The 24,501-nt window shown below is 47.7% G+C and carries 23 protein-coding genes, 1 tRNA gene and 1 riboswitch; of the genes, 15 read left to right on the top strand and 9 right to left on the bottom strand.

Features of this window, described 5'->3' with window-relative positions; translation table 11 throughout:
• Positions 1–92 precede the first annotated feature (92 nt).
• From ACI0FR_RS04145 to ACI0FR_RS04105, 9 genes are all read left to right on the top strand, one after another.
• Positions 93–166, top strand: a tRNA-Gln gene (locus tag ACI0FR_RS04145).
• 223 nt (positions 167–389) lie between these two features.
• Positions 390–839, top strand: coding sequence for a hypothetical protein (locus ACI0FR_RS04140; protein ID WP_404906461.1), 450 nt, complete (start codon positions 390–392; stop codon positions 837–839).
• Between the two features lie 375 nt (positions 840–1,214).
• Positions 1,215–2,639, top strand: coding sequence for a phosphomannomutase (locus ACI0FR_RS04135; protein WP_404906462.1), 1,425 nt, complete (start codon positions 1,215–1,217; stop codon positions 2,637–2,639).
• 4 nt (positions 2,640–2,643) lie between these two features.
• Positions 2,644–4,059, top strand: coding sequence for a mannose-1-phosphate guanylyltransferase/mannose-6-phosphate isomerase (locus ACI0FR_RS04130; protein ID WP_404906463.1), 1,416 nt, complete (start codon positions 2,644–2,646; stop codon positions 4,057–4,059).
• Positions 4,060–4,276: 217 nt separating this feature from the next.
• Positions 4,277–5,251 carry a GDP-mannose 4,6-dehydratase gene (gene gmd, locus ACI0FR_RS04125; protein WP_404906464.1) on the top strand — a complete coding sequence of 325 codons (975 nt, stop codon included), beginning with the start codon at positions 4,277–4,279 and terminating at the stop codon, positions 5,249–5,251.
• A gap of 12 nt (positions 5,252–5,263) precedes the next feature.
• Positions 5,264–6,226 (top strand): GDP-mannose 4,6-dehydratase, encoded by a 963-nt coding sequence (locus tag ACI0FR_RS04120; RefSeq protein WP_404906465.1) that lies wholly within the window; start codon positions 5,264–5,266, stop codon positions 6,224–6,226.
• Positions 6,223–7,392, top strand: a complete 1,170-nt coding sequence (locus ACI0FR_RS04115) for a glycosyltransferase family 4 protein (RefSeq protein WP_404906467.1) — start codon at positions 6,223–6,225, stop codon at positions 7,390–7,392. Before ACI0FR_RS04120 ends, ACI0FR_RS04115 begins: the two co-directional genes overlap by 4 nt.
• A gap of 48 nt (positions 7,393–7,440) precedes the next feature.
• Positions 7,441–8,550 (top strand): glycosyltransferase, encoded by a 1,110-nt coding sequence (locus ACI0FR_RS04110; RefSeq protein ID WP_404906468.1) that lies wholly within the window; start codon positions 7,441–7,443, stop codon positions 8,548–8,550.
• A 50-nt stretch (positions 8,551–8,600) separates the two neighbouring features.
• A complete protein-coding gene (locus tag ACI0FR_RS04105; RefSeq protein WP_404906670.1) occupies positions 8,601–9,740 on the top strand; it encodes a Gfo/Idh/MocA family protein in 1,140 nt (379 codons plus the stop codon).
• Here ACI0FR_RS04105 and ACI0FR_RS04100 read toward each other — a convergent pair.
• Positions 9,737–10,606 carry a Gfo/Idh/MocA family protein gene (locus tag ACI0FR_RS04100; RefSeq protein WP_404906470.1) on the bottom strand — a complete coding sequence of 290 codons (870 nt, stop codon included), beginning with the start codon at positions 10,604–10,606 and terminating at the stop codon, positions 9,737–9,739. The two genes, ACI0FR_RS04105 and ACI0FR_RS04100, sit on opposite strands and share 4 nt — an antisense overlap.
• A gap of 32 nt (positions 10,607–10,638) precedes the next feature.
• A complete protein-coding gene (locus ACI0FR_RS04095) occupies positions 10,639–10,782 on the bottom strand; it encodes a Gfo/Idh/MocA family oxidoreductase (protein ID WP_404906472.1) in 144 nt (47 codons plus the stop codon).
• A 276-nt stretch (positions 10,783–11,058) separates the two neighbouring features.
• Here ACI0FR_RS04095 and ACI0FR_RS04090 point away from each other — a divergent pair, with 276 nt between their 5' ends.
• On the top strand, positions 11,059–12,720 hold the full coding sequence (locus ACI0FR_RS04090; RefSeq protein ID WP_404906473.1) for a Ppx/GppA phosphatase family protein: 1,662 nt from the start codon (positions 11,059–11,061) through the stop codon (positions 12,718–12,720).
• Positions 12,717–13,442: an RlmE family RNA methyltransferase gene (locus ACI0FR_RS04085; protein ID WP_374829623.1), complete on the top strand. Its 726-nt coding sequence runs from the start codon at positions 12,717–12,719 to the stop codon at positions 13,440–13,442. The genes ACI0FR_RS04090 and ACI0FR_RS04085 overlap by 4 nt, the downstream gene beginning before the upstream one ends.
• A gap of 64 nt (positions 13,443–13,506) precedes the next feature.
• Here ACI0FR_RS04085 and ACI0FR_RS04080 read toward each other — a convergent pair whose 3' ends face one another.
• Complete coding sequence (locus ACI0FR_RS04080) at positions 13,507–14,892, bottom strand: DHA2 family efflux MFS transporter permease subunit (protein ID WP_374829621.1); 1,386 nt, start codon at positions 14,890–14,892, stop codon at positions 13,507–13,509.
• A gap of 881 nt (positions 14,893–15,773) precedes the next feature.
• A riboswitch (FMN riboswitch) is annotated at positions 15,774–15,934 on the top strand.
• 92 nt (positions 15,935–16,026) lie between these two features.
• Between ACI0FR_RS04080 and ACI0FR_RS04075 the strand changes: the two genes are divergently transcribed.
• On the top strand, positions 16,027–16,506 hold the full coding sequence (locus tag ACI0FR_RS04075) for a 6,7-dimethyl-8-ribityllumazine synthase (protein ID WP_374829619.1): 480 nt from the start codon (positions 16,027–16,029) through the stop codon (positions 16,504–16,506).
• A gap of 40 nt (positions 16,507–16,546) precedes the next feature.
• On the opposite strand, the gene fdhD is transcribed toward ACI0FR_RS04075, so the two are convergent.
• A complete protein-coding gene (gene fdhD, locus ACI0FR_RS04070) occupies positions 16,547–17,356 on the bottom strand; it encodes a formate dehydrogenase accessory sulfurtransferase FdhD (protein ID WP_404906474.1) in 810 nt (269 codons plus the stop codon).
• A gap of 115 nt (positions 17,357–17,471) precedes the next feature.
• Between fdhD and ACI0FR_RS04065 the strand changes: the two genes are divergently transcribed.
• From ACI0FR_RS04065 to ACI0FR_RS04055, 3 genes are all read left to right on the top strand, one after another.
• Positions 17,472–17,816: a protein tyrosine phosphatase family protein gene (locus ACI0FR_RS04065; RefSeq protein ID WP_374829615.1), complete on the top strand. Its 345-nt coding sequence runs from the start codon at positions 17,472–17,474 to the stop codon at positions 17,814–17,816.
• A 34-nt stretch (positions 17,817–17,850) separates the two neighbouring features.
• On the top strand, positions 17,851–19,755 hold the full coding sequence (mutL, locus tag ACI0FR_RS04060; RefSeq protein WP_404906476.1) for a DNA mismatch repair endonuclease MutL: 1,905 nt from the start codon (positions 17,851–17,853) through the stop codon (positions 19,753–19,755).
• A gap of 131 nt (positions 19,756–19,886) precedes the next feature.
• Positions 19,887–20,120 carry a DUF2093 domain-containing protein gene (locus tag ACI0FR_RS04055; protein ID WP_374829611.1) on the top strand — a complete coding sequence of 78 codons (234 nt, stop codon included), beginning with the start codon at positions 19,887–19,889 and terminating at the stop codon, positions 20,118–20,120.
• Between the two features lie 4 nt (positions 20,121–20,124).
• Here ACI0FR_RS04055 and lpxK read toward each other — a convergent pair whose 3' ends face one another.
• From lpxK to ACI0FR_RS04030, 5 genes are all read right to left on the bottom strand, one after another.
• A complete protein-coding gene (gene lpxK, locus ACI0FR_RS04050; RefSeq protein WP_374829609.1) occupies positions 20,125–21,144 on the bottom strand; it encodes a tetraacyldisaccharide 4'-kinase in 1,020 nt (339 codons plus the stop codon).
• Complete coding sequence (waaA, locus tag ACI0FR_RS04045) at positions 21,144–22,496, bottom strand: lipid IV(A) 3-deoxy-D-manno-octulosonic acid transferase (protein ID WP_374829607.1); 1,353 nt, start codon at positions 22,494–22,496, stop codon at positions 21,144–21,146. Before waaA ends, lpxK begins: the two co-directional genes overlap by 1 nt.
• Positions 22,493–23,293, bottom strand: a complete 801-nt coding sequence (locus tag ACI0FR_RS04040; protein ID WP_404906477.1) for a lysophospholipid acyltransferase family protein — start codon at positions 23,291–23,293, stop codon at positions 22,493–22,495. The genes waaA and ACI0FR_RS04040 overlap by 4 nt, the downstream gene beginning before the upstream one ends.
• Positions 23,294–23,392: 99 nt before the next feature.
• Entirely contained in the window at positions 23,393–23,653 is a 261-nt protein-coding gene (locus ACI0FR_RS04035) for a DUF4170 domain-containing protein (RefSeq protein ID WP_404906478.1), read from the bottom strand.
• A 51-nt stretch (positions 23,654–23,704) separates the two neighbouring features.
• Complete coding sequence (locus tag ACI0FR_RS04030; protein WP_374830487.1) at positions 23,705–24,496, bottom strand: 3'(2'),5'-bisphosphate nucleotidase CysQ; 792 nt, start codon at positions 24,494–24,496, stop codon at positions 23,705–23,707.
• Positions 24,497–24,501: the final 5 nt, after the last annotated feature.

Below are 24,501 nucleotides of genomic sequence, written 5' to 3'. Positions count from 1 at the left end.
CTAGATGAAAGCCACAGATGATGCAGCGGTTGATTTTCATCAAACACTGCCGGCAAATTAGTTCTAAGATACTGATTTTGCTCATATCATACTGGGGAATAGTTTAATGGTAGAACGACGGACTCTGACTCCGTTAGTCTTGGTTCGAATCCAGGTTCCCCAGCCATTTCATTTTTCAATTTTTAATGATTAAAGACGAAAACACACATGAATGTGTGTAATAAGTTTTCGTAATTGTCGTGGTTTAAAACCGGCAAAGAAAATGCCAAAAAAGATTTGCACCATGAGCATGAACTACAATTTCTTGAAATTAGTTCTGTGGCCTATAGAGCAATGGCTCATTTTGATATAAATATCTTCAGGCGCTATTTTCTATAAAGGCAGTGATGATGAACCGGATTGTACTGGCAATAACAGGTCTTACTGCAAGCATGTTGCTTACAGGTTGCAATACCGTAACATTACTTTGGAAACCCGGCGTTTCTGTCAATCAAAAACAGTATGATTATGATGAATGCACCATTGCCGCATTCCGTCAGGTACCAATCAATCAAGTCACCAATTATACGCCCGGTTTCTACGATCCCGGTACAACGCAATGCAGCCGTGTTGGCAACGATGTTTCGTGCTATCGTGTGGGAGAAGTCAATATTCAGGGCAGTATCAGCAGTTATGATAAAAATCAGGCCTTACGCGAGCGAGTACGTGATCGATGCCTTGCTGCTAAAGGCTACCAAAAAAAAGAAGTACCGGTTTGTACCAGCACACTACAAAAAGCAGAGGCGGACAAAGCAAAATCAATTGATCAGGTCAAATGCTGGGTCAAAGAATTAAAATAATATTGGCCGGACTGGTTGATGTTAAAATTCAAAATAATGCTGATGTCCAGCCATGTCCATTCCGCTGAAAGCTTGCCCTTATGCAGAATTGAAAGACGTTGCCAATAGCGGGAATCGATTTTTCAAATAAATAAGAAAAGCACTCAAACGAACAGTTTGACGTGCTGATAAAAGATAAGAAAGACACTGTTTTAGTCTGCGCGATATATTGAAAATATAAAACCTTACGGAAATGATATAGAAAATATCGCTCCGTTATCATAAAGTTTACCTATACACATAATGTTCATAAAATTATCACCTGATATAGTCTGCATCCGCTTTCCAAGCAGAGGCAAATAATCTAGCCTCTTGTTAAAATTATCAGGTACAGGCATGAGTACGCATTCATTAAAATTCGGCACCAGCGGGCTACGGGGTTTGGCAAGTGAACTTTGCGCAAAACCCGCCTATGATTATACACTCGCATTCCTGAAAGCGATGAATGATCGTCGGCCTTTGCCCGCAAATTCAAAAATCTATGTCGGGCAGGATCTTCGTCCATCAAGCCCTGAAATCGCACAATATTGCTGGGCCGCTATTCAAGATGCAGGTCTCACGCCGATTGATTGCGGCTTACTACCTACACCAGCGCTCAGTTATTATGCCGGTTATCATAATGCACCCTGCATTATGATAACCGGCAGCCATATCCCGGATGATCGCAATGGTTTGAAATTTTACCGCACGGATGGTGAAATTGATAAAAATGACGAACAAGCCATTGCCCGCTATTATCAGCTCATCGCTGAGAGCGATCATGCGCACCAACTGAATAGCGCTCAAAAAGACGATCAGGCAATTACCGCTTATCGTGACCGATATTTGAAGATTTTTAAAACCGATCATTTTAAAAATCTTTCCGTCGGTGTTTACCAACATACATCAGTTGCCCGTGATCTTATCATCGATATTTTGCAAAGTTTAGGCGCCAAGGTCACCCCTCTTGGACGTGCCGATAAATTTGTGCCGGTCGATACCGAAGCCTTGCGGCCGGAAGACATTCAGCTCCTCAAACAATGGGCCAATGAAAACCGGTTTGACCTGATTGTCTCGACCGACGGCGATGCTGACCGCCCTTTAATAGCTGATGAAAACGGTGATTTTATCCGTGGCGATTTGTTGGGTGCAATCACCGCTTGCTGGCTCAAGAGTGACAAAGTTGTTGTACCTGTTACAGCCAATTCGGCATTGGATGCTCAGTTTAATATAAAACGCACCAAAGTCGGTTCACCTTATGTCATTCAAGGCATGGAAGAAGCCATTCGTGAGGGTGGAAAATCGGTACTTGGCTTTGAAGCCAATGGCGGCGTGTTGTTAGGCAGCGATGTGACACTTGGCCAAGCCGTGCTCACTGCCCTGCCCACCCGTGATGCGCTTTTACCTATGCTGGCATGTATGAACCAGATCAAAGACTTGCAGCAGACATTATCTACCATTGCAGCACAATTTCAGTTTCGGCATGCTTACAGCGACCGGCTGCAGAATGTGACGCATGATCAAAGCGGTGCCTTTATCACCCGCTTGTCCACACAGGATGCATCCCTTATGAAAGGGCTCGAGCCTTTTGGCATAATCGAGAAGATTGATAAAACCGACGGCATCCGGCTTATATTCAATGATGGCAGCACGTTGCATTACCGCGCTTCAGGCAATGCACCGGAGCTTAGATGCTATGCCGAAGCCAGTGATGCACAGCATGCACAAAAGATTCTGTATCAAGGCTTGAGCCTTGCAGAACATGAAACAAAAGGCGTTTGATAGAATGAATTTCGTTCCAGTTATCATCAGTGGTGGCGTCGGCTCGCGTTTATGGCCATTATCGCGCGATGCACATCCAAAACCTTTTATTGATCTGCCACAAGGCGGAACACTGATTGGCCGCACCTATGAACGCGCTGCCGCTTTAAAAGATGTCAAAGATATCATCACGGTTACCAATCGTGATTTTTTGTTTTTAACATTGGATGCTTATGCCGATTTTCAAACGAATGATAATTGCGACATTTTCCTGCTGGAGCCACAAGGACGTGACACAGCCGCGGCTGTAGCGCTTGCAGCCCTTCACGCCCACGCTACTTTTGGCGGCGATACAATTTTGCTTATCCTTCCATCCGATCATCTTGTCCAAGATCAGGACGCTTTCAGCAAAGGCGTTGAACGTGCCAAAGAACTGGCAAGTACGGGCCGTATTGTCACCTTCGGGATTGTGCCGGAAAGCCCTGAAACTGGTTTCGGCTATTTGGAAGCCGAGCACGAGGACGTGCTGCGCTTTGTCGAAAAGCCGGATGAAGACACCGCCCGATCTTATGTCGAAAGCGGCCGCTATTTCTGGAATTCGGGCATGTTCTGCTTTCAGGCTGATGCAATGATTGCCGCCATGCGTGAACATTGCCCGGAAGTTTTGCAAGGTGCTGAAGCAGCCCTTGAAAAGGCGCGTAGCGGACAGCAAGGCAATGCAGAAACTTTTGAAATCGATAAAGATCTGTTTGCCGCCACACCTGCTATTTCCATCGACTATGCGGTCATGGAAAAACAAGCCAATATTGCATGCATTCCGCTTGATTGCGGCTGGTCGGATATCGGCTCATGGTCGGCCATGGCGGAACTGGTTGAACCTGATGAGGACGGCAACCGCGTCAATGGTGAAGCTTTACTTGAAAATACCCATGGCAGCTTTGTATATTCCGAAGACCGCCTCGTCAGCCTGATCGGCGTTGATGATTTATTGGTGGTTGATACGGCTGATGCTTTATTGGTAACCCATAAAGACAATGCCCAACAGGTTCGCAATGTCTATAATCGCCTGAAAAAACAAAATCACGAAGCAGCCCAATTGCACCGTACTGCGCATCGCCCATGGGGCAGCTATACGATTTTGGAAGAAGGCGATAATTTTAAAATCAAGCGGATTGTGGTTAAACCCGGCCGCCGCCTCAGTCTGCAATCACACCATCACCGTTCAGAACATTGGATTGTCGTTTCCGGTACCGCCAAAGTGACCAATGGCGATGATGTGATTTTGCTCACCACCAATCAATCAACCTATATTCCATGCGGCCATAAACACCGCTTGGAAAATCCCGGCATTCTGCCGCTGGTTTTGATTGAAGTACAAAGTGGCGAATATCTCGGAGAAGATGATATTGTCCGCTTTGATGATATGTATGGCCGCAGCTAAAACGCGCTTTAACTGCGCTTGAACGACAATAATTCTCATCGCCTTTATATTACTATCGGCGGTGAGAGCTATAAATACAGTATTTTATAGCTTTATAATCCATTGATTTTACTGAACTTATTATTTTTTATTTTCATAATATTTCTGTCAACCAGCCTTCATATTGCTGTGCGTAGATACTTTAAATCTTATTTTAATTTTGTTGGAGATTTTTCTCTTGTCCAAAAAAGCTTTAATTACCGGCATCACCGGTCAGGATGGTGCATATTTAGCGCAATTATTATTACAAAAAAACTATCAGGTTTTTGGACTGGCACGACGATCCAGTACATCTGACGTCAATTTAAGTCGGCTGGAATGGCTCGGCATTAAAGGGGATGTGCATATTATTGATGGTGATTTGCTTGATCTGTCCGGCTTGATCAGGACAGTGCGCGAAACCAAGCCAGATGAAATTTATAATTTAGCGGCACAGTCTTTTGTCAAATCATCGTGGCAGCAACCTTTTTTAACCGGACAAGTTACAGCACTGGGCGTCACCAATATTTTAGAAGCCATCAGAACAACTAAACCTGAAACACGTTTCTATCAAGCCTCATCTTCTGAAATGTATGGTCTTATCCAGGAAGACATGCAAAGTGAAACAACGCCGTTTTATCCGCGCTCGCCATACGCGGTGGCCAAGCTCTACGGCCATTGGATCACGGTCAATTATCGAGAAAGTTTTAACCTTCATGCCTCAAGCGGCATTCTTTTCAACCACGAATCTCCTCTACGCGGCATCGAGTTTGTCACCCGTAAAGTGACCGATTGTGTTGCGCGTATTAAACTCGGCATGGCACGAGAGTTACGTCTGGGCAACATTGATGCCAAACGTGACTGGGGGCATGCGCGTGATTATGTCCGCGCCATGTGGATGATGCTGCAACAAGATCAAGCCGATGATTATGTAATTGCCACCGGTCGCACCACCACTGTGCGCGACATGTGCAAGTTTGCTTTTGCGCATGTCGGTCTCACGATGGATGATCATCTGATTGTTGACCCTGATCTCTTTCGCCCTGCCGAAGTGGATATTCTGCTGGGCAATGCCAATAAAGCAAAAACAGTGCTTGGCTGGCAGGCGGAAACCTCGCTGGAAGATATGATAGCGGAAATGGTTGATGCAGATTTAAAGAGACTAAAACCATAATGGATTGACTACATGAGCAAACATCGGATTCTGATAACTGGCGCCAGCGGATTTGTTGGGCAATATCTACAGAAAGAGCTGCAAACTCGCGCGCTTGGAGATGATATTGCCCTTTTCCCCTCCAGCCATATGAATTCGAATGAGCTCAGTGCTGATATCACAGATTATGCGCAGGTTTTAAGCCTTATTCATCATTGCCAACCAACAGCTATCATTCATCTGGCCGCTATTGCTGCACCACAAATCGCGCAGGAAAATTACCGGCTTGCATTTGATGTTAATGTCGCAGGTACGATTAATATTGCTCAGGCAATTTTGAACCTGTCACCGGAAACAAAACTTATCCATGCCGGCAGCAGCGAATGTTATGGCCGTTCTTTTATGGATATGCCTGCCACAGGTATTGAAGAAAGCGCGCCCTTACAACCGCAAAATATCTATGGCACCACCAAAATGGCTGCCGATATTTTATTGCAACAATTACATCACCAAGGGTTGAGGGCTGTGCGTTTTCGCCCTTTCAACCATACCGGTGCTGGCCAGGCTGATCTTTATGTTGCCTCTGCTTTTGCAAAACAGATTGCCGCCATCACACTCAAACAGCAACAGCCTGTCATCAAAGTGGGAAATTTGGAACCCAAACGTGATTTTCTCGATGTCAGAGATATTGTTCGTGCTTATGCCGATGCCGCAATATCAGACGATAATTCTCTCAATGGAGAGGCCTATAATTTAAGCACCGGCAGGCCAGTTCAAATTCAAACAATCTTACAAGAACTGATCGATTTTTGTCCTGAAAGGGTTGAGATCAGCGTTGATAAAGCCCGCTGGCGCGAAGCCGACATTCACATTGTGAGCGGCAATCCGCAAAAAGTGAAAAAGACATTGAATTGGCAGGCAGAAATAAATTTAAGCGAGACCTTGTCGCATTTATATGAAGACTGGCTACGTATTTTAAGAAGTCGGCCTTTATGAAAATAGGCGTTGATGCCAAAAATCTGATTGGCCCCAGAACCGGAATTTCACGCTACATCATCGAGATGTGTGGTCAACTCGCTCGAAACGGACATCAGCTTTTTCTTTATCTGCCGCATGACCCGCAAATTGCATTGCCTGAAATAGAAAATATCACTTATCGGATTGCCCAATGCCACGGGCTCGTAAAACGCCTCTATTGGTCTCATTCAATTTTACCTCAATGCGCCAAGAATGATCAAATCGATCTCTTCTGGGGGCCAGCACATCGGTTGCCCAAAAAACTTGATCTGGCCATTCCGACCGTCCTGACCATTCATGATCTGACTTGGAAATATGTGCCGCACACCATGCATTGGCGAACACGGGCTGGAGAAATATTATGGATGGAGAAGGCGCTCGATAAAGCCCGCGCCATTATCAGCGTATCGCATTCGACGGCCGAGCAATTACAAAAACATTATCCGCAATATGCCCATAGAATCACCGTCATCCATTCTGGATTTACGCATAATTCTTCTCAATTGAGCCAAGCAGACAGACAAGATATTTTTAAAAAGCACGGTCTGAATACCAAATATATTTTATTTGTCGGAACATTGGAGCCCCGTAAAAATCTTTATCGTTTGCTGGAAGCTTATGCTGCCTTATCACCCCAAAACCGCAAAAAATTTCCGCTTGTCATTGCCGGCGGTCAAGGCTGGCGATTAAACAAACTCGATCAGCTCATCACAGCGTTAAATTTGCGTCCTGATGTTATCCAGACAGGCTTTATCAGCGATGAAGCCCTTACTGTTGTTTACAAAAATGCTTATTTTTTGGCTATGCCATCACTATATGAAGGTTTTGGTCTGCCCATTATCGAGGCGCAAAATCATGGCATTCCGGTATTGACCTCCAACACCTCTTCCATGCCAGAAGTTGGTGGCAAAGCCGCTTTTTATATTGATCCCTTATCCGTCAAATCCATGACGAACGGGCTCCAGCTACTTATTGAAAATAATGAGCTGTATCAAAATCTTAAGGCTGAAACGCAAAAAAATGCCTTAAAATTTCAATGGGCGCAAAGTGCACAGGATTTTGAAGATCTGATCCAACAACATTTTTCAAGCAATAACTGGCGCCAACAGTACATTATTACAAATACATATCATGCCGTCACATAAATCATAAAGAATTATTTTAAATTTATTGTATTTCAAAGAGGGCTTCAAATGAAAGTCTTGCATGTTTACAAAACATATTTACCGGAAGATTTTACTAGTGTGCCCAGAGTTATATACAATATAACAAAAGAAATTATAAAAAATGACAATAAGAGCGATGTCATTACAATATTAAAAGAGAAAATAACTAAAATACAAGTTCACGAAAATCATTATATATTCAATGCGAAAAACAATATTGAAGTGAGCTCTTCAAAATTTTCACTGCAAATTCTTAAATTATTCAAAAACATCATACCAGATTATGACATCATCAATTATCATTTCCCATGGCCTATGTCTGATATTATGTTTCACTATGCTGGTTTCAGAAAACCTTCTATCGTTACCTACCATTCTGATATTGTTAAACAAAAAAATCTCTTTACTCTTTACCAGCCGCTCATGCGCTCGTTTTTATCGCGCGTTGATCGGATAATAGCCACCTCGCCCAATTATCTGCATTCAAGTCCGGTTCTCCGTCATTATGAGAACAAGACATCAGTCATCCCTCTAGGCATTGCCGATCGCAGCAAAGTCTCAGATGCTTTAATCCATAAATGGCGGGAAGAACTTGGTGACGATTTCTTTCTCTTTGTTGGTTCACTGCGTTATTATAAGGGCATTCAATATTTACTTGAAGCAGCAGAAAAATCAGGCCTTAAAGTTGTTATTGCAGGTTGTTCCAAGAAATCAGACATCAATATAAACAATGTTCCAAATAATGTTAAATTATTAGGCATCGTTGATGAAGAAAACAAAGAAGCTCTTTTAAGCCTCTGTCGTGCATTTATTTTGCCCTCGCATTTACGCTCGGAAGCCTTCGGCATTGCTCTGTTGGAAGCTGCGCGCGCAGGCAAGCCCATGATTTCGTGCGAAATGGGCACCGGCACTAGTTTTGTTAATCTGAACGGGTTAACCGGCTACACAGTTGCACCCGCCAATTCTGATGTTTTGGTGACAGCCATGCTCAAATTAAGCACCAATAAACACAATGCTTTATTGATGGGGCAAAATGCTCGCCAGCGTTATGAACAGTTTTTTACAGCCGAAAACATGGGAAAAGCTTATATGCAAGCCTATCATAACACGATAGAAAGCTTTCATGCCAAGCGTTGAATAGCCCTTTTCCATCAGAGATGAGCCCGACGCGAGTTTGAAGATCATGCCTGAATATTGCATTTACAGGCACCGGTTTTGTTGCCGATTATTACATGATCAGTCTGGCCAATTATTCTCAGCTCGTGCTCGTTGGCGCCTATGATCATAATGAACAACGTCTGCATGAGTTTTGCAAATATTACAAAGTTAAATCTTTTTCTTCCTATGAAGAAGTTTTATCTGATCCGTCCATTGATATCGTTATCAACCTGACAACGCCGGAAAAACATTTTCATATAACATCGGCAGCACTCCAAGCAGGCAAACATATTTATAGTGAAAAACCACTGGCGATGGATTTTAATGATGCTCAAAAACTTGTTGGATTAGCACAGAAAAAAGGACTGATCCTTGCCGCTGCTCCTGCCAATGCGCTCAGTGCTGCGCAAAAGCTTGTTAAAGAAAACATTCATGCAATCGGCCAGCCACGACTGGTCTATGCCGAGATGGAAGACGGGCCAGTCTTTCGCGACAAATGGGCGACATGGAAATCAAAGTCTGGTGCACCATGGCCGGGTCTGCACGAGTTTGAAATTGGCTGCACGTTGGAACATGCAGGTTATGCACTTTCATGGCTTGTTTCCCTCTTTGGCCCTGTCAAAACGGTCAATGGTTTTTCTGCCATCAGTTTTCCCGATAAAGGCGAAGGCACGCAACATATTCAAATGGCACCGGATTTTACCGTTGGTTGCCTGCAATTCCATTCCGGCACAATAGCACGCGTCACTTGCGGTCTTGCCATGCCTCGTGACCGTTCCTTCACCGTCGTCGGCGACAAAGGCTCGCTCACCGTTGATGATTTATGGGATGAATATTCGCATGTGCGGCTTGAGAAAGTCGGAGAAAAGCGCCCGTTTTTACAGCGCTTATTCAACCAGATCGAACCCCGATTTGGCAAATTCATCAATTTCCGTCCGGCACCCGGCAAACGTTTGACCTATCCAAAACCCGCCAAAGAGGTAATGCTTCCGGCATTTCCGTCACAAATTGATTTTGCCCGCGGGATTGCCGACATGGAACGCGCTTATATCTATCGGAACAAAACCGTTTTTTCAGCCGATATTGCCCTGCATATCACTGAAGTGGCGCTGGCGCTAAACAATGCCGATAAGCATAGCCAACCTTATCAGGTGCAAAGCCGGTTTTAACCGGCTTTATGTGCGGACTGCGACAACACAGACTGAATAATCGCCGCAACAGCGTAGGAATCTTCCAATGGCATCACCTGCGTTTGGCTTTGATGTAAACTCACTGCCTGCATTACCGCTTCGGCTTGAAACCGAAGCCCATGCCCCTGAAAAGCATAGGTTTCGATCCGTCGACCGAGCAAGTTGAAACGATTCAGGATTTTTCGGAAGAAAGAAGATTTATTGATTGAGCTCTTGAGCCAGAATTGTTGCCATCGGCCGGAATAAATTATCAGCCTTTGTGCCTTTAAAAATGGCGCATCAATTTCAATCGCACCTTTGCTGCCCGTAATAAGATAACGATTGGCGCCATCCCGATCAAAGCCACAACTCAGCTGTGCCTTTGTTCTTGGATAAATCAGTGTGAAATGGCTGCGCATATCGCAACCGGTTGGTGCCGCAAGCCAGTAACCGCGTGTTTGATCGGGTAGCCCAAGCAGATAAAGCGTCAGCGACAAAGGATAAACGCCCAAGTCAAAAGCTGCACCTCCTCCCAATTTACAGTTGAAGAAACGGCTTTCGGCGCTTATTTGACGTTCATAATAAAGATCAGCCTGAACTTCGCGAATTTCACCGATTTCTCCATTATGAATATGATTCTTTAAAGCGGTGATTGCCGGCAAAAAACGGCTCCACATCGCCTCCATCGCAAAGCCGGATGTTTTTGTATTGGCTGCGATAATTTTCTCGATATCAGCAACACTCAATCCCAACGGCTTTTCCGTCAGCACAGGCTTATTAGCGGCAATGGCCTGTATTGTATAGGCCACATGGGTATTGTTAGGCGTGGCAATATAAACGGCATCAATGTCCGGATTTTCCAACATGACAGCAAAATCAACGTAATGCTGATCTGCCTTTATTTTTTTGCAAATTGCTCAGCATTCGCTTTACTGCGTGAGCATACAGCAATCACCTGCATTGTTTCCGTTGCCGTGATGTCGGCGCAAAAATTATGCGCAATGGCTCCGGTGCCAACGACTCCCCATGCAAATTTTTTCATATGCCAGCGCTCCGCTAACCGATATTGCATAATAACCTGCTGTTCAGGCATTCTACATTTTATACACAGTCATGGACAAAGCCCAATATATTTGCATATGCCTGCACCCAGCATTTAAAGGCTTTCCAGCACTTATACATGATTAATATCCAAGAAAACGAAAAACCTGCCCTTGGTAATTTGGCAAAGCACTGCTACATTAAGGGTAACACATGTATAAAAAGCGCCCTGCTTGCGTCCTTTACCGGTTCGCGCGGCGCCAAAAGGACTAAGACCTTGAAAAAGCCCAACCAGCGCGGTGCAAAACCGGCAAAGAGTGGGGCGTCCGGCAATAATACGAGCGAAAACAACGTTCGCATTGTCGCTATAAACGGCAACCGGTCTGAAAACCGCGCAGCCACAACCGGATCAACTCCACCGCAGGAGAAAAATGATTCGGGGCGCTCCGAAAGGGAGAGACAAACTCCTTTACCGCTGCGGATCAACGCTGATCAGCCTGCGATGGCGGAACAGAGAAAGCGCGCGCGTCGTCGTAAACGCGGTAAAAGTGCAGCCCAGAAGAATACTCATCTTTCAGAGAATGCGGTTAACCAGCCTTCGCTTTCCGAACAAAAAGTGACTGATGTCAACAAAACCAAATTAACAAAGCGCAAGAGACGTTCACGGCGCAAAAAATCAGCCACTCAAACCAGTGCTTTGCAAGCAGGCCAACCGCAGAATTCCGCACAACTACAAGCAAGCAGCATGAATGAAAACGGATCGTCCGCTGCTCATCGTACTGGTGATGTTTCCAGATCACCGCGTAGTATCCAGCGTTCATCCCATGCGGCTAAGGCACATACAGCTAAAACAGCACAGTCAAAATCTATGCCACAGCCGCAGGCGGCACGCAGCAATTATCTGCGCAACAACTCATATGAAGCGCCGCTGTATGCAGCGCTTGATCTAGGAACCAATAATTGCCGTCTGCTTGTAGCCTCTCCCACAAGACCGGGCCAATTTCGCGTAGTGGATGCCTTCTCGCGCATTGTGCGCTTGGGCGAAGGCTTGAGCACGACCGGCCGCCTCAATGAACAAGCGATGGATCGTGCAGTTGAAGCGCTGAAAATATGCCGGGACAAGCTCACGGTACGCAATGTGAAGCGTTCCCGCCTCATTGCCACAGAAGCCTGCCGTGCAGCCGAAAACGGCGATATTTTCTTGCAGCGTGTGCGCAATGAAGTGGAGCTGGAACTGGAAATCGTTGACCGCCAGACCGAAGCCCGCCTTGCGGTTTCCGGTTGCGGCACACTGGTCGCGCGTGAAACTGACGCTATTGTGCTGTTCGACATTGGCGGCGGCTCATCGGAAATTGCGCTGATTGATGTTTCCAAACGCCGTTCACCGCGTTTGGCCGAACATATTATCGCATGGACATCACTACCCGTTGGCGTGGTCACTTTGGCCGAGCGCTTTGGCGGACGGGATGTAACGCCGGAAAGTTTTTCGGCAATGGTTGGGCATGTCAGCGAATTGCTGAGCAATTTTCAAGAACGCCACCATTTGGGCCAGCTGGCACAAAGCACGCGTTTCCATCTGCTCGGCACCTCCGGCACGGTCACGACACTTGCAGGCATTCATTTAGGCCTAGAGCGCTATGATCGGCGCCGCGTTGATGGTATGTGGATGGGAGCAGATGAAGTAACCCATATGACAGACACACTCTTGTCATGGGGCTTCGACAAACGGGTTGCCAATCCTTGTATTGGCGCAGATCGCGCCGATCTGGTATTGGCAGGATGTGCAATTCTGGATGCGATACGCAATGTATGGCCAAGCGAAAAACTGCTGGTCGCGGATCGCGGATTGCGCGAAGGTATTTTGACGGAACTGATGTCACGCGATGGAGCCTGGCGTCATTTTAAGCCGAACGGGCATAAGAACAGGCAATATTCATGAGTACTAAAGGTGGCGGTAAACCGGGAGGTGCAAATACCGGAGGGCGCGGCGGTGCAGGCACACGTGTCATGCATACACGCGTCAAGAAAAAAGCAGGCACAATTAAAGAATCGTCACGCCGCTGGCTTGAGCGTCACCTCAATGACCCTTATGTGCATAAATCCAAAGCAGACGGCTATCGCTCGCGCGCAGCCTATAAGCTGATTGAGATTGATGAGCGCTACAATATCCTGAAAAAAGGCCAGAAGATCATCGATCTGGGCGCAGCCCCTGGTGGTTGGTCGCAGATTGCCGCTAAAATTGTCGGCTCGACAGATGAAAATCCGCAAGTGGTTGGCATCGACTTTTTGGAAGTCGATCCGCTTTCCGGCGTGATTTTGCTGCAGATGGACTTTCTGGAAGATGAAGCGCCAGCAAAGTTGATAGAAGCTTTGGGCGACAAGCCTGATCTCGTTATTTCCGATATGGCGGCACCGACGACAGGCCATCGCCGCACTGACCATTTACGCACCGCGCATCTTTGTGAAGTAGCGGCAGATTTTGCTATTTCAGTGCTGAAACCGGGCGGACACTTCCTGACCAAGACGTTTCAGGGCGGCACCGAAAACGAGCTTCTAGCATTGTTGAAGCAGAAATTTCGCTCTGTGCATCACGTCAAACCACCGGCATCGCGTGCTGAATCGGTCGAGCTTTATCTGCTCGCACGTGACTTCAAAGGCTAAGCACAATCAATTTGTTTAAAATTAAAATGCCTGACCGGAGCATCCTGTCAGGCATTTTTTATGTTTAGTTTTTACGGATTTTTCTTCCCGAAAGCTGATGGCCGGCATCCGGATCAAGCTTGATAAAGCTGAAAAAGGCTATTCCAGAAATAGCTGCAATAATGAAGAAACCAATATGGAAATCACTGAGTAGCAATTCTTTACCGTGAAACAGCGTGCTGATTTCCAAAATACCACCAGCGATGGCCACGCCAATAGCCAGCGACACTTGCTGCGCCACAGTGGTGATCGGTGTTGCCTGGCTGGTTTTCTCGTTGGGAATTTCTGCATAGGCTAAGGTGTTGACGCCCGTAAACAAAAGCGAGCGGCCAACACCACCAATCAGCAGTGCCATGAAGATAATCCAATAAGGCGTTTCCGGTGTAAAGAAACCGTTGATGGCAATGAAACTTGCCGAAATCAGTGAACAAAGCGCCAATGAATTACGAAAACCAAAACGCGCGAACATCGAGCGCGCGCCAAATTTCATGGTGAAGGCACCAATAGCAGACGTAAATGTCAGCATACCCGACTGAAAAGGTGTGAGGCCGAAACCGACCTGAAACATCAGCGGCAGCAAAAATGGCACCGCACCAACACCGAGACGGAAGATACTGCCGCCCACGACAGAAATTCTGAAAACCTTATTTTTAAACAGTGACAAATCCAGCAAGGGTTCGGCCACACGTCTGGCATGCCAGACATAAAGAATACTGGCGACAATACCAACTATCAGCGTGCCGACACCGACAAATGGTGGCAAAGCCGGAAGGCTGACCACCGAAAGCCCGAACACCACGCCCGACATGCCAAGCCCTGAAAGTACAAATCCTGTCCAGTCGAGTTTGCGGTTCATCAGCTCTTCCGCATCGGGCAGATATTTGGTTGAAAACCAAATGCCCATAATACCAATCGGCACATTGATGATGAAAATCCAGTGCCATGTGAAATAGGTCGTAATAAAGCCACCAATCGGCGGCCCCGCCAATGGCCCGACCATCGCCGGAATGGAAAGCCATGCCATTGCAGAAACAAGTTCATTACGCGGTGTTGAACGGATGATCAGCAAGCGCCCGACAGGTGTCATCATTGCGCCACCCATACCTTGAAGCGACCGCGCCAAAACAAAAGCGGTCAAGGAATTGGACGCGGCACAGGCAAGCGAGCCCAGCACAAACACACCGATTGCCGCGCGAAAAACCCGCTTGGCACCAAAGCGATCAGCCATCCAGCCGCTGATCGGAATGAAGATCGCTAATGATACCAGATAGCCGGTTAATGCCAGTTTCAGCGCAATAGGGCTGGTGCCCAAATCCTCTGCAATAGCCGGCAATGACGTGGAGATGACGTTCGAATCCATATTCTCCATGAAAAGAGCAATGGCAAGAACAAGAGGCACTGACCGGTTCACGGCAATAAATCCCTGTTTCCTCAACATTTGAGGCATTCAACTTCGATTATCAGTTACAGGAAATTTCCGTATTTACGGGCTTTCTGTCTTGATGGCTTGGCTTAGTTTAATCAAGAAAACACCAAATAACAGCTTAAAGTTGATAAAAAATTAGTGACAAAAAAGCGCTCCTATTATTGAAAACATTGCACTTTCCGACACCTCGAAACTCACCGAGTGTTACACGCGTTCACAAATGTCATTTCGAGGGTTGCGCCACAGGTTACACGCTGTTACATTGTGTGAAGACAGTGTTTTTAACGAATTTCCTGAATGAGACTGGGGACATTTTCAGGGTGACGGAAAGGGATATAGCATGAGCGATCTGACAAGAACCGCAGTTCTCTATTCTATGATGATTATCAGCCTGAATACTGCACTGGCTATCGCAGTGATGGGTTTTGATCTTCTGCACTGATTAAAGTGTAAAATTGAGATATAACCGTTGGTTTGCAATCGGTTTTCGGGTGACTATGAAAAATGGTGACCAGAACAAAGATCAGACAAAACAACCAAGAATTCCTATTTTGTTAAGAAGATTTTAATCCCCTGCACGTGAAACTGCTATCTAAGAGGTCAAGTCTAACAAGACTAAGCCTCTTATAAGAATCGGCTGATAGATTAATACTATCAGCTGCCTTGGCGATCACGTCAAAGCAGAACAGTTTTCTTGCCCTCCAGGCACATTTGAGAAAGAGCGTTTCATTGGCAATAATGAAGCGCTCTTTTTCCTTGCCCGATTTTATTTCTGATTCCAGCGGCATCTTTGCAACGCAACTAAAGCCTCTGGACAAACACCATAACAAAACCTACATTTGTCATAGCCGCGCAATCCCGTGCGGTCTTGTTCTCGGGGCGGGGTGCAATTCCCCACCGGCGGTATGAAGTTTGAACATTCAAGCTTTGAGCCCGCGAGCGCTTATACTTGCATGGCAAGTTTAAGGTCAGCAGATCCGGTGCGATGCCGGAGCCGACGGTATAGTCCGGATGGAAGAGAGCGAAAGAAGACTCAGGATCTGAGCGTAGCCAAAGGTGACGTGCGGATTTTTATGGGTATTTTTTTGTACGCCCTGTATCTAGTTTCGTGAGGAACCTATGACACAGAGCTATCCGAACACAAAAGCTTTCAAAGTTGCATTTATTCAGGCACGCTGGCATGCCGATATTGTTGATGAAGCGCGTAAAAGCTTTATTGATGAGATCGCCAAAATTTCCGGCAATAAAGTTGAAGTTGAAATCTTCGATGTGCCCGGCGCTTATGAAATCCCGCTGATGGCCAAAATGCTGGCTGAAACAGGTCGTTATGAGACGATTGCCGGTTGTGCTTTCGTGATTGACGGCGGCATTTATCGCCATGATTTTGTCGCAACTGCTGTGATTAACGGCATGATGCAGGTGCAGCTGGAAACCAATGTGCCGGTATTGAGCGTGTCGCTCACCCCGCATCATTATCACAATAGCGATGAACATCATCAGTTCTTCCATGCGCATTTCAAAATCAAAGGCGTGGAGGCTGCCCATGCTGCCATGCAGATTGTGACCGAGCGTGAACGCATCAAAGCACTGACGGCGTAATCACTCTATCAACGAAAATGGCGGGGATTTCCCGCCGTTTTTATGTGGGCAGCACCCGCTCTGGATGTGTGTAAATATCAAATTCTTTGCCGCGCACTAGCGCCACCAATGTAAGCCCTGCTTTTTCAGCCGTTTCAATCGCAAGCATTGTGGGTGCAGAAATAGCTGCCAATAAGGGTACGCCAATAAGGGCGGACTTTTGCACCATCTCCACTGATAACCGGCTGGTTACGGCCACTAATCCTTGGTTTGAGGCATATGTGTTGCGCAATAAAGCGCCAGCCAATTTGTCCAGTGCATTATGCCGGCCGACATCTTCCCGCACGATGACAGCGCCCTGCCCTTTCAAATAAAACCCTGCGCCATGCACGGCATGCGTTGTCCTATTGAGTTTTTGCTTGGCCGCTAAATCTGCCATTGCGCCTGTAATGTCTGCAGCTGAGAATTTTGCATTGGCTATATCCACTTGCGGCACCGGACGCAGCGCTTGTTCGATCGATTCAATCCCGCATAAACCACAGCCGACCGGCCCTGCCATATGGCGGCGACGCGCATTGAAATGCGCGCGTGACTGCTCTTTCAGTGTCACTTGTGCATCAAAACCACCATCAACCGACACGATATTGATGGTCTCAATATCGGTCATTTTTCCAATAACACCTTCGGTCAAAGCAAAACCAATGGCAAAATCTTCCAAATCATCGGGTGTTGCCATCATCACCGCATGGGTTGTGCCACCAAAACTCATCGCAACAGCTACTTCTTCCGGCACCATGCGTGTCGAACTTGAAAAAACGCCTTCCCGATAAATTTGTCGCTGAACAAGCCGTGAAGATTTTTCATTAGACATGGCTTCTCCCGTTAATTTATCCCATATTAGACTTATATGTATGGCTTCAAGATTCTGAAGCTCCAACGATATTCCGTCCCATACAGACAATGAGCAATAACCGCAGGGTAGCACAATGGACATTCGCCAAATCGACGATATTTATTCAGTCACCGGCCAGATTTCGCCTGATGATATACGTGATCTTGCCGCTCAAGGCTTCCAGATGGTGATCTGCCATCGCCCTGATGGTGAAGGTGGCGCAGACCAACCCAATTTTGCCGAAATCGCCAAAGTGGCTGAAAAAGTTGGTATTACCGCAGTGCATGTGCCTTTTTCCGGAGGTATGCTGACACAGGAAGATGTGGACGTTATGGCAGAGGCTCTCGCCAAAGCTGAAGGCCCTGTGCTTGGTTTCTGCCGTTCCGGTGCCCGTTCCGCGCAAATTTACAGCATCACCCGCGGCTTACAAAATAATTAGGCAAAATAATTAAGCAGAATAATTAAGATCAGCAATGTCTATCAAACATCTCAACGAAACCATCATCAATCAGATCGCTGCGGGTGAAGTGATCGAGCGTCCGGCCAGCGTTATCAAAGAGCTGGTGGAAAATGCGATTGATGCAGGGGCTGACCGGATTGAAATTGTCACCGCCGGTGGCGGCAAGACGTTGTTGCGCGTCATCGATAACGGTTCCGGTATTCCGCAAGCTGAGTTGAGCTTGGCGATCTCGCGTTACTGCACATCAAAACTCGATAATGATGTGCATGACATTCGCGCACTGGGCTTTCGTGGCGAGGCTTTGCCTTCCATTGGCTCGGTGGCGCGACTGAGTTTGAAATCACGCGTTAGAACCGCCGATAGCGGTTTTGAAGTGAGTGTTGAAGGTGGCCATGTGGCCGAGCCCCGCCCTGCTGCTTTGAATGTCGGCACGATTGCAGAAGTACGCGATCTTTTCTTCGCAACGCCTGCCCGTTTAAAATTCATGAAGACGGATCGCGCCGAGGCAACCGCTATCACAGAAGTGATCAAGCGCATTGCCATTGCCTTTCCGCATATTCGTTTTTCTCTGGCCGGAACAGATCGCACCAATCTGGAATTGCCCGCCACCGGCACCGGCAGCCAAGCCATGCTTGAGCGTATCTCGCAAATATTGGGCAAGGAATTTGCCGAAAATGCTTTGGCTATTGATGCGGAGCGTGATGGGGTGCGTCTTTCCGGTTTTGTCGGCATTCCATCATTTAACCGCGGCAATGCCCAGCATCAGTTCGCCTATGTCAATGGTCGCCCTGTGCGCGACAAGCAAATCTTTGGTGCGCTACGCGGTGCCTTTATGGATGTGATTGCGCGCGACCGCCATCCGGTTGCGGTGCTGTTTTTAAATCTTGATCCGGCATTGGTGGATGTCAATGTGCATCCGGCCAAGGCCGATGTGCGCTTTCGTGATCCGGGGCTCGTGCGCGGGCTGATTGTCGGTTCTATCAAACAGGCGCATGCGCAATCCGGCATCCGTGCGTCAACCAATGCTGCCACCAACATGATGGAAACCTTCAGAGCGCAGGGTTTGCAACCCTCATCCAACATGCCGCCTCAGCAAGCTTCAAGCTATCGCCCGCAATTTGCGAGCCGAGACTGGCAAGCATATCAACCGCGCCAGGAATGGTCGCCGGCAACGGCTCATCCGGCTCATCGCCCGCTTGATCTGGATGGCAGCACCTCACCACAACACACAATGCCAACTGGTATGAATGAAGCAGGGCAATCGGTTTTTGCCGATATCAGCATTCCGACCGCTGATGCGCGTGCCGGTATGGCCGAACCTGAAACCGAAATTATGGCGATGCCGCTGGGTGCTGCACGCGCACAAGTACACGCCAATTATATTGTCGCACAGACGGAAGACAGTCTGGTGATTGTCGATCAGCATGCAGCCCATGAGCGTCTCGTTTATGAAGCATTGAAAACAGCGCTTCATTCCAAACCAATGGCATCACAAATGCTGCTTATTCCGGAAATTGTCGATCTGCCGGAAGAAGATGCCGACCGTTTGACCGCCCATAGCGAAACATTGGAGCGTTTCGGTTTAGGCGTTGAACCCTTTGGGCCGGGTGCTGTGGCAGTGCGTGAAACACCTGCCATGCTTGGCGAAATGAATGTACCGCAGCTCATTCGTGATTTAGCCGATGAAATTGCCGAGCATGATACCGCCAATGGCTTGCAGGAAATGCTTGATCATGTGGCAGCGACAATGGCCTGTCACGGCTCCGTGCGCTCCGGCCGCCGCTTGAAACAGCAGGAAATGGATGCTTTGTTGCGCCAGATGGAGGCAACGCCCGGCTCCGGCACCTGCAATCACGGTCGTCCAACCTATATTGAACTGAAACTCAGCGACATCGAACGATTGTTCGGACGTCGTTAAACAAGAGCATGTCTCCAAAAAGTGACTACCTGTTTTGGGATAAAGACATGCGTAAACTAAAATGTTAGAGCGCGCGCAATAGATACAAAAAAGCGCGACACGCTCTAAAAAAGAACGAACTGGATAAGAACATGAACAATTTTGGCGGCTCGCACTCAACAGAAGCCCGTATCCGTTATCTCGATGGTGATTTTGATATTCTGACCATGGGCGAATATGTACTTTGTGCGGTCAGCGGTGCTAAAATTCCGCTCGACGAGCTGAAATATTGGAGCGTCGAGCGTCAGGAAGCCTATGCCACCGGCGAGATTTCTTTCCAGCGTGAGTTGGACATGCATCCGGAATTACGCAAACGCGACAAATAATTAATTATTGTCGAGCTTCAAAGCGCTGCAAAACCGTTGAGAAAATGGTTTTTGCAGCACTTTTGTCTGTAAAGCTCAATTCCACATCCAACACTGACAGTTTCTCAACAAAGCTTCGGTCTATATCCGGCTGTGAAGCCAAGCGCACATAATCCTTGGCAGTCGTAATCAAACGAAGGTTATTAGCTGCCGCTTCATCGTGCAATTGTGCAATATCTTGTGGCGTAAACGGGTGATGATCGGCAAATTCGCGCGTCGCGCCAATAACGGCGCCAGTTGCGCGAAGGCTTACAAAAAACTTCTCCGGATTGCCGATACCTGCAAAAGCCAAAAATTGACCATTTGCTAAATCACTCTTTGATGAAGCTTGCAAAACCGCATCAAAAATTGGTTTACCAGCCGCATGCGCTTGTTTTATTAAATTGTCAGCCACATTTTGAGTGCCAATGCGCAAAATGCCATCGGTTTTTGCCATCTGCACATTGAGCGGCGCGCGTAATGGCCCTGCCGGAATAATCTTGCCATTGCCGATGCCGCGTGAGGCATCCACCACCAAAAGCGCGTAATCGGCATAAAGTCGCGCACTTTGAAAGCCATCATCCATAATGATGAAATCGCAACCGCGTGTTTTTAAAAATTCTGCGGCATGGGAACGATCGGAGCAAACAGCAACGCTGGCATGTCGCGCCAATAATAATGGCTCGTCACCCACCAGCTTGGCACTATCGGTTTCAGGATCAACCAGATGCACACCGTTATAATTGCCGCCAAAGCCACGTGAAACGATACCGGGAATAAAACCTTCATCACGGGCAAGTTCGGCAAAGTAAATAGCAGTTGGTGTTTTTCCGGCTCCGCCAACCGTGTAATTGCCGATGCATAAAACCGGCACATCAATGCGGGCACCCACACGTTTAGTAAGATTACGGGCAGCAACCATGCCATAAATACAGGCCAATGGAGCCAGCAGAGCGGAGCGCCAGCTTGGAGCTTGCCACCAAAAGGATGGAGCCTGCCCCGCCATCAAGCGCCTCGTTTAGTCCGTTTTGGATTTTTGGCATCATCATGCGCCGCACTGGTCAATTGTGCTTGTACCAGCAACGGCTGAATAAACGGCTCCAGTGACAAAACGGTGCGTTCCAGTGAACCACGCATGTCAAGCACTGTACGCAAACCAGCCGCAATCATCACTTTCAGATGCTTTGGATTATTGAAAAGGAAATTAACCGCACCCGCGAGCATTTCACGGTCTTTAACCAGTCGCGCGCCACCGTTTTTAATCAGTCGCTGATAGGAATCACGGAAGCTCTGCACATTGCTGCCCGATAAAACCGCCGTATTGAGCATCGCCGGTTCCAGCGGATTGTGACCGCCCTCACCCACCAGAGATTTGCCGACAAAGGCAATATCAGTCAAACGCAGATAAAGCCCCATATCACCGATTGTATCGCCCATGAAAATGGCCGTATCCGGCTCGATCACGTCACCGCGGCTTTGCCTTGCCACTTTCAAACCATGGGTCATAAACATGGTTTCCAGCTCATCCGCGCGCACCGGATGGCGCGGCACCACGATGGTAAGCAAATCAGGATGGCGTACGGTCAGCATTTTATGCACCTGCGCACAAATTTCTTCTTCGCCTTCATGCGTTGAAACCGCCGCCCAACGCTTGCGCGTACCAATTTCGTCCAACATACGTGCCAGCGTCTGTTTGTCGATCGGCGGCGGGGCGCTATCAACTTTCAAATTACCGGATACAGTGACAGGACGCGCCCCAAGAGCACGGAATCGCTCCGCATCCAGTTCGGATTGCGCAACAACATGTGAGAAATTCGCAAATAAAGCCTCGGCAATAGAGGAGCGTTTTTTCCAAGCAGCAAAAGAACGGTCAGACAAACGGCCATTGACCAGCACTTGCGGAATGCGGCGCGTCCCCAGCATCTGGATCGTGGTCGGCCAAATTTCCGATTCACACGTAATTGCCAAATCCGGCTTCCAATGGTTCAAAAAGCGCTCGACCGCCGGTTTCAAATCCAGAGGCACAAATTGGTGGATAATATGATTACTCATATGATCGGCGACCAATTTTGCCGATGTCATCGTACCGGTGGTGAATAAAACAGTGATATCACGGCAAGCCAACCGCTCAACCAATGGCATAATGGCAGTGGTTTCGCCGACACTTGCGGCATGAACCCAAATCAACGGACCGTTTGGGCGGGCAATGTTGGTTTTGCCATAGCGCTCATTGCGGCGCTGACGGTCTTCTTTGCCCTTTAGCGTACGATAGCGCACATAGGTACCGACAAACGGGTAGAGACAAGTTCCAATGACCCGATAAGCGGTCAGCACATTGCGCGCCCAGCGTTCGCTCATGATGCTTTCTCCAAAGCGGCAGCAGCTTGCGCTGTAGCCTCGTTTAATTTTTGTGTCAGTTCCTGACGCTTGGCTTCCAAAATTTCCGCATCCGCATCAGCAGGTACCCAAACCGGTTCGGCTGCAATCACCATTGCCCGTCCGAAGGGTAATGGAATAGTGGTCTTGTCCCAAGTTTTTTCAAGAACTATTTTACGAGTAGACGCATAGGCTGTCGCAATTATGGGGCGGCCTGATAATTTTGCGAGCAAAATAATTCCCTCTCCCGCCTCACGCGCCGTTCCATGAGCAATATCAGCAATCATGGCTGCGGATTTGCCATTTTTCAATGCATTTTTTAAAGTCAGCAATGCGCGTGCGCCGCCCTTTTCAACACGGGTTGTTTCTGCGCGACCGCCAGAACCACGCACAATTTCCAAGCCCAAACGTTCGGCCACTTTCGCATTTAATTCCGCATCATTAGAGCGCGAAAACATCGCAACAGTTGGTGCGGATTTCGGGCGCACAAAAGGCCCCATTAAATGCTGACCATGCCAGAAGGTGACAATAAAAGGTGCAATTTCGCCCGCGATACGTATCGTTTCCTTTGCCGCTTTCGGCATTGGGTTGGTGAGATTGACCAGACGCAGATAATTGGTAATCAGGCCAACCAACAATGATTTGACAAATGCCGAGCGTGCCAGCGGCCCGCGAATTTTACGCCAAAACGGCTTTAAAAAGCCCGAACGCTTTTGTTCCGGTTTTTCGTCACCGGAAGGTTCAGGTAGTACAGCGCGATCTGGGTCTTGATTATTCACGAATAGCTTACTCTTGAAGTTATTAAAACAATATCAGCGCAAGTTATGGTCTGACGGGATTTAACAGACCGGCTTGCGCTGATAAATCTTAAGAAAATATTAGCTCTGCGAGCTGATAGAAGCTGCGGCAGTCGCAGGATCCAGCAGGCGATGCATATGCACGATGAAATAACGCATATGCGCGTTATCAACAGTCTGTTGTGCTTTTGAACGCCATGCGTGCAAAGCGGTTTCATAGTTCGGATAAATACCAACCATATCAATTTGGTCTAAATCACGAAACTCCATCGAGTTGAGGTTTTTCAGCTCACCGCCGAAAACCAAATGAAGCAATTGTCTTTTATCGCCGTCGTTGCTCATAATGATCCATTCCTGAAACAGTTCGATTTAACCGCCTGCTTAGCGCAATGCTTAAGCGGCGACAACACTCAACATCTCTTCCAGCAATTTACCGCTGGAAGCAACCAATGCGCCCTGCCCCGATGATGCCCCGCCATAATGAAGCGGCACACCTGCCACATCCACCAGACGGCCTCCGGCCCGGCTTAAGATCAGATCAGCAGCCGCCAAATCCCAATCATTGGAATGAGGCCGCACAAATGTACCCGCAATTTCACCACGCGCCACCATACCAATACGATAAGCCAATGACGACACATAAGGGTGTAGATGCACACGATCACGTAAATTATCCGGCAGGCTGTCAAAAGCGGAGCGCGATAAAGCAATGCTCAATGGTTCACCTGCATTTTGACTGCCCACACGGATCGGCAAATTATTTTGCAAAGCAACACCATTGCAATGAGCTTCCAGCACTTCACCGCGCACGGAACACTCCAAAACACCGGCAAGCGGGCGGCCATTTTCGATAATCGCAATGCTCACGCACCATTGATCATCACCACGAATAAATGAACGGGTGCCGTCGATCGGATCAACCACAAAGAACCGCTGACGTGGCACCACATCGCGCTCATCGACCGTTTCCTCTGATATCCAGCCGTAATCGGGGCGCGCTTGCAGCAATGTTTTGCGCAAATAATTATCGACGGCAAAATCTGCTTCTGTGACAGGCGAGTTACCCTCTTTATACCAGACATCCGGATCTTTTTTGAAATAGTGCAAAGCAATGCTACCCGCTTCTGCCGCCGCTTGCTTCAGCAGCGCCAGTTCATCTTGCGGAAGCGGCAGGTTTTGCATCATCTCGT

The sequence above is a fragment of the Paenochrobactrum sp. BZR 201-1 genome (assembly GCF_044987585.2).
In the GTDB taxonomy this organism is placed as follows: Bacteria; Pseudomonadota; Alphaproteobacteria; order Rhizobiales; family Rhizobiaceae; genus Paenochrobactrum; species Paenochrobactrum pullorum.
This window is presented reverse-complemented; position numbering and strand designations above follow the sequence as displayed.

Excerpts from the sequence above, each read along its gene's own strand:
- ACI0FR_RS04140 (WP_404906461.1), top strand. The coding sequence starts at position 390 with ATGAACCGGATTGTACTGGCAATAACAGGTCTTACTGCAAGCATGTTG.
- mutL (WP_404906476.1), top strand. The coding sequence starts at position 17,851 with ATGTCTATCAAACATCTCAACGAAACCATCATCAATCAGATCGCTGCG.
- ACI0FR_RS04120 (WP_404906465.1), top strand. The coding sequence starts at position 5,264 with ATGAGCAAACATCGGATTCTGATAACTGGCGCCAGCGGATTTGTTGGG.
- ACI0FR_RS04035 (WP_404906478.1), bottom strand. The coding sequence starts at position 23,653 with ATGAGCAACGACGGCGATAAAAGACAATTGCTTCATTTGGTTTTCGGC.
- ACI0FR_RS04095 (WP_404906472.1), bottom strand. The coding sequence starts at position 10,782 with ATGAAAAAATTTGCATGGGGAGTCGTTGGCACCGGAGCCATTGCGCAT.
- ACI0FR_RS04030 (WP_374830487.1), bottom strand. The coding sequence starts at position 24,496 with ATGATGCAAAACCTGCCGCTTCCGCAAGATGAACTGGCGCTGCTGAAG.
- ACI0FR_RS04065 (WP_374829615.1), top strand. The coding sequence starts at position 17,472 with ATGGACATTCGCCAAATCGACGATATTTATTCAGTCACCGGCCAGATT.
- ACI0FR_RS04075 (WP_374829619.1), top strand. The coding sequence starts at position 16,027 with ATGACACAGAGCTATCCGAACACAAAAGCTTTCAAAGTTGCATTTATT.
- ACI0FR_RS04100 (WP_404906470.1), bottom strand. The coding sequence starts at position 10,606 with ATGTTGGAAAATCCGGACATTGATGCCGTTTATATTGCCACGCCTAAC.
- lpxK (WP_374829609.1), bottom strand. The coding sequence starts at position 21,144 with ATGGCGGGGCAGGCTCCATCCTTTTGGTGGCAAGCTCCAAGCTGGCGC.
- ACI0FR_RS04085 (WP_374829623.1), top strand. The coding sequence starts at position 12,717 with ATGAGTACTAAAGGTGGCGGTAAACCGGGAGGTGCAAATACCGGAGGG.
- ACI0FR_RS04110 (WP_404906468.1), top strand. The coding sequence starts at position 7,441 with ATGAAAGTCTTGCATGTTTACAAAACATATTTACCGGAAGATTTTACT.
- ACI0FR_RS04135 (WP_404906462.1), top strand. The coding sequence starts at position 1,215 with ATGAGTACGCATTCATTAAAATTCGGCACCAGCGGGCTACGGGGTTTG.
- ACI0FR_RS04130 (WP_404906463.1), top strand. The coding sequence starts at position 2,644 with ATGAATTTCGTTCCAGTTATCATCAGTGGTGGCGTCGGCTCGCGTTTA.
- ACI0FR_RS04115 (WP_404906467.1), top strand. The coding sequence starts at position 6,223 with ATGAAAATAGGCGTTGATGCCAAAAATCTGATTGGCCCCAGAACCGGA.
- fdhD (WP_404906474.1), bottom strand. The coding sequence starts at position 17,356 with ATGTCTAATGAAAAATCTTCACGGCTTGTTCAGCGACAAATTTATCGG.
- waaA (WP_374829607.1), bottom strand. The coding sequence starts at position 22,496 with ATGAGCGAACGCTGGGCGCGCAATGTGCTGACCGCTTATCGGGTCATT.
- ACI0FR_RS04055 (WP_374829611.1), top strand. The coding sequence starts at position 19,887 with ATGAACAATTTTGGCGGCTCGCACTCAACAGAAGCCCGTATCCGTTAT.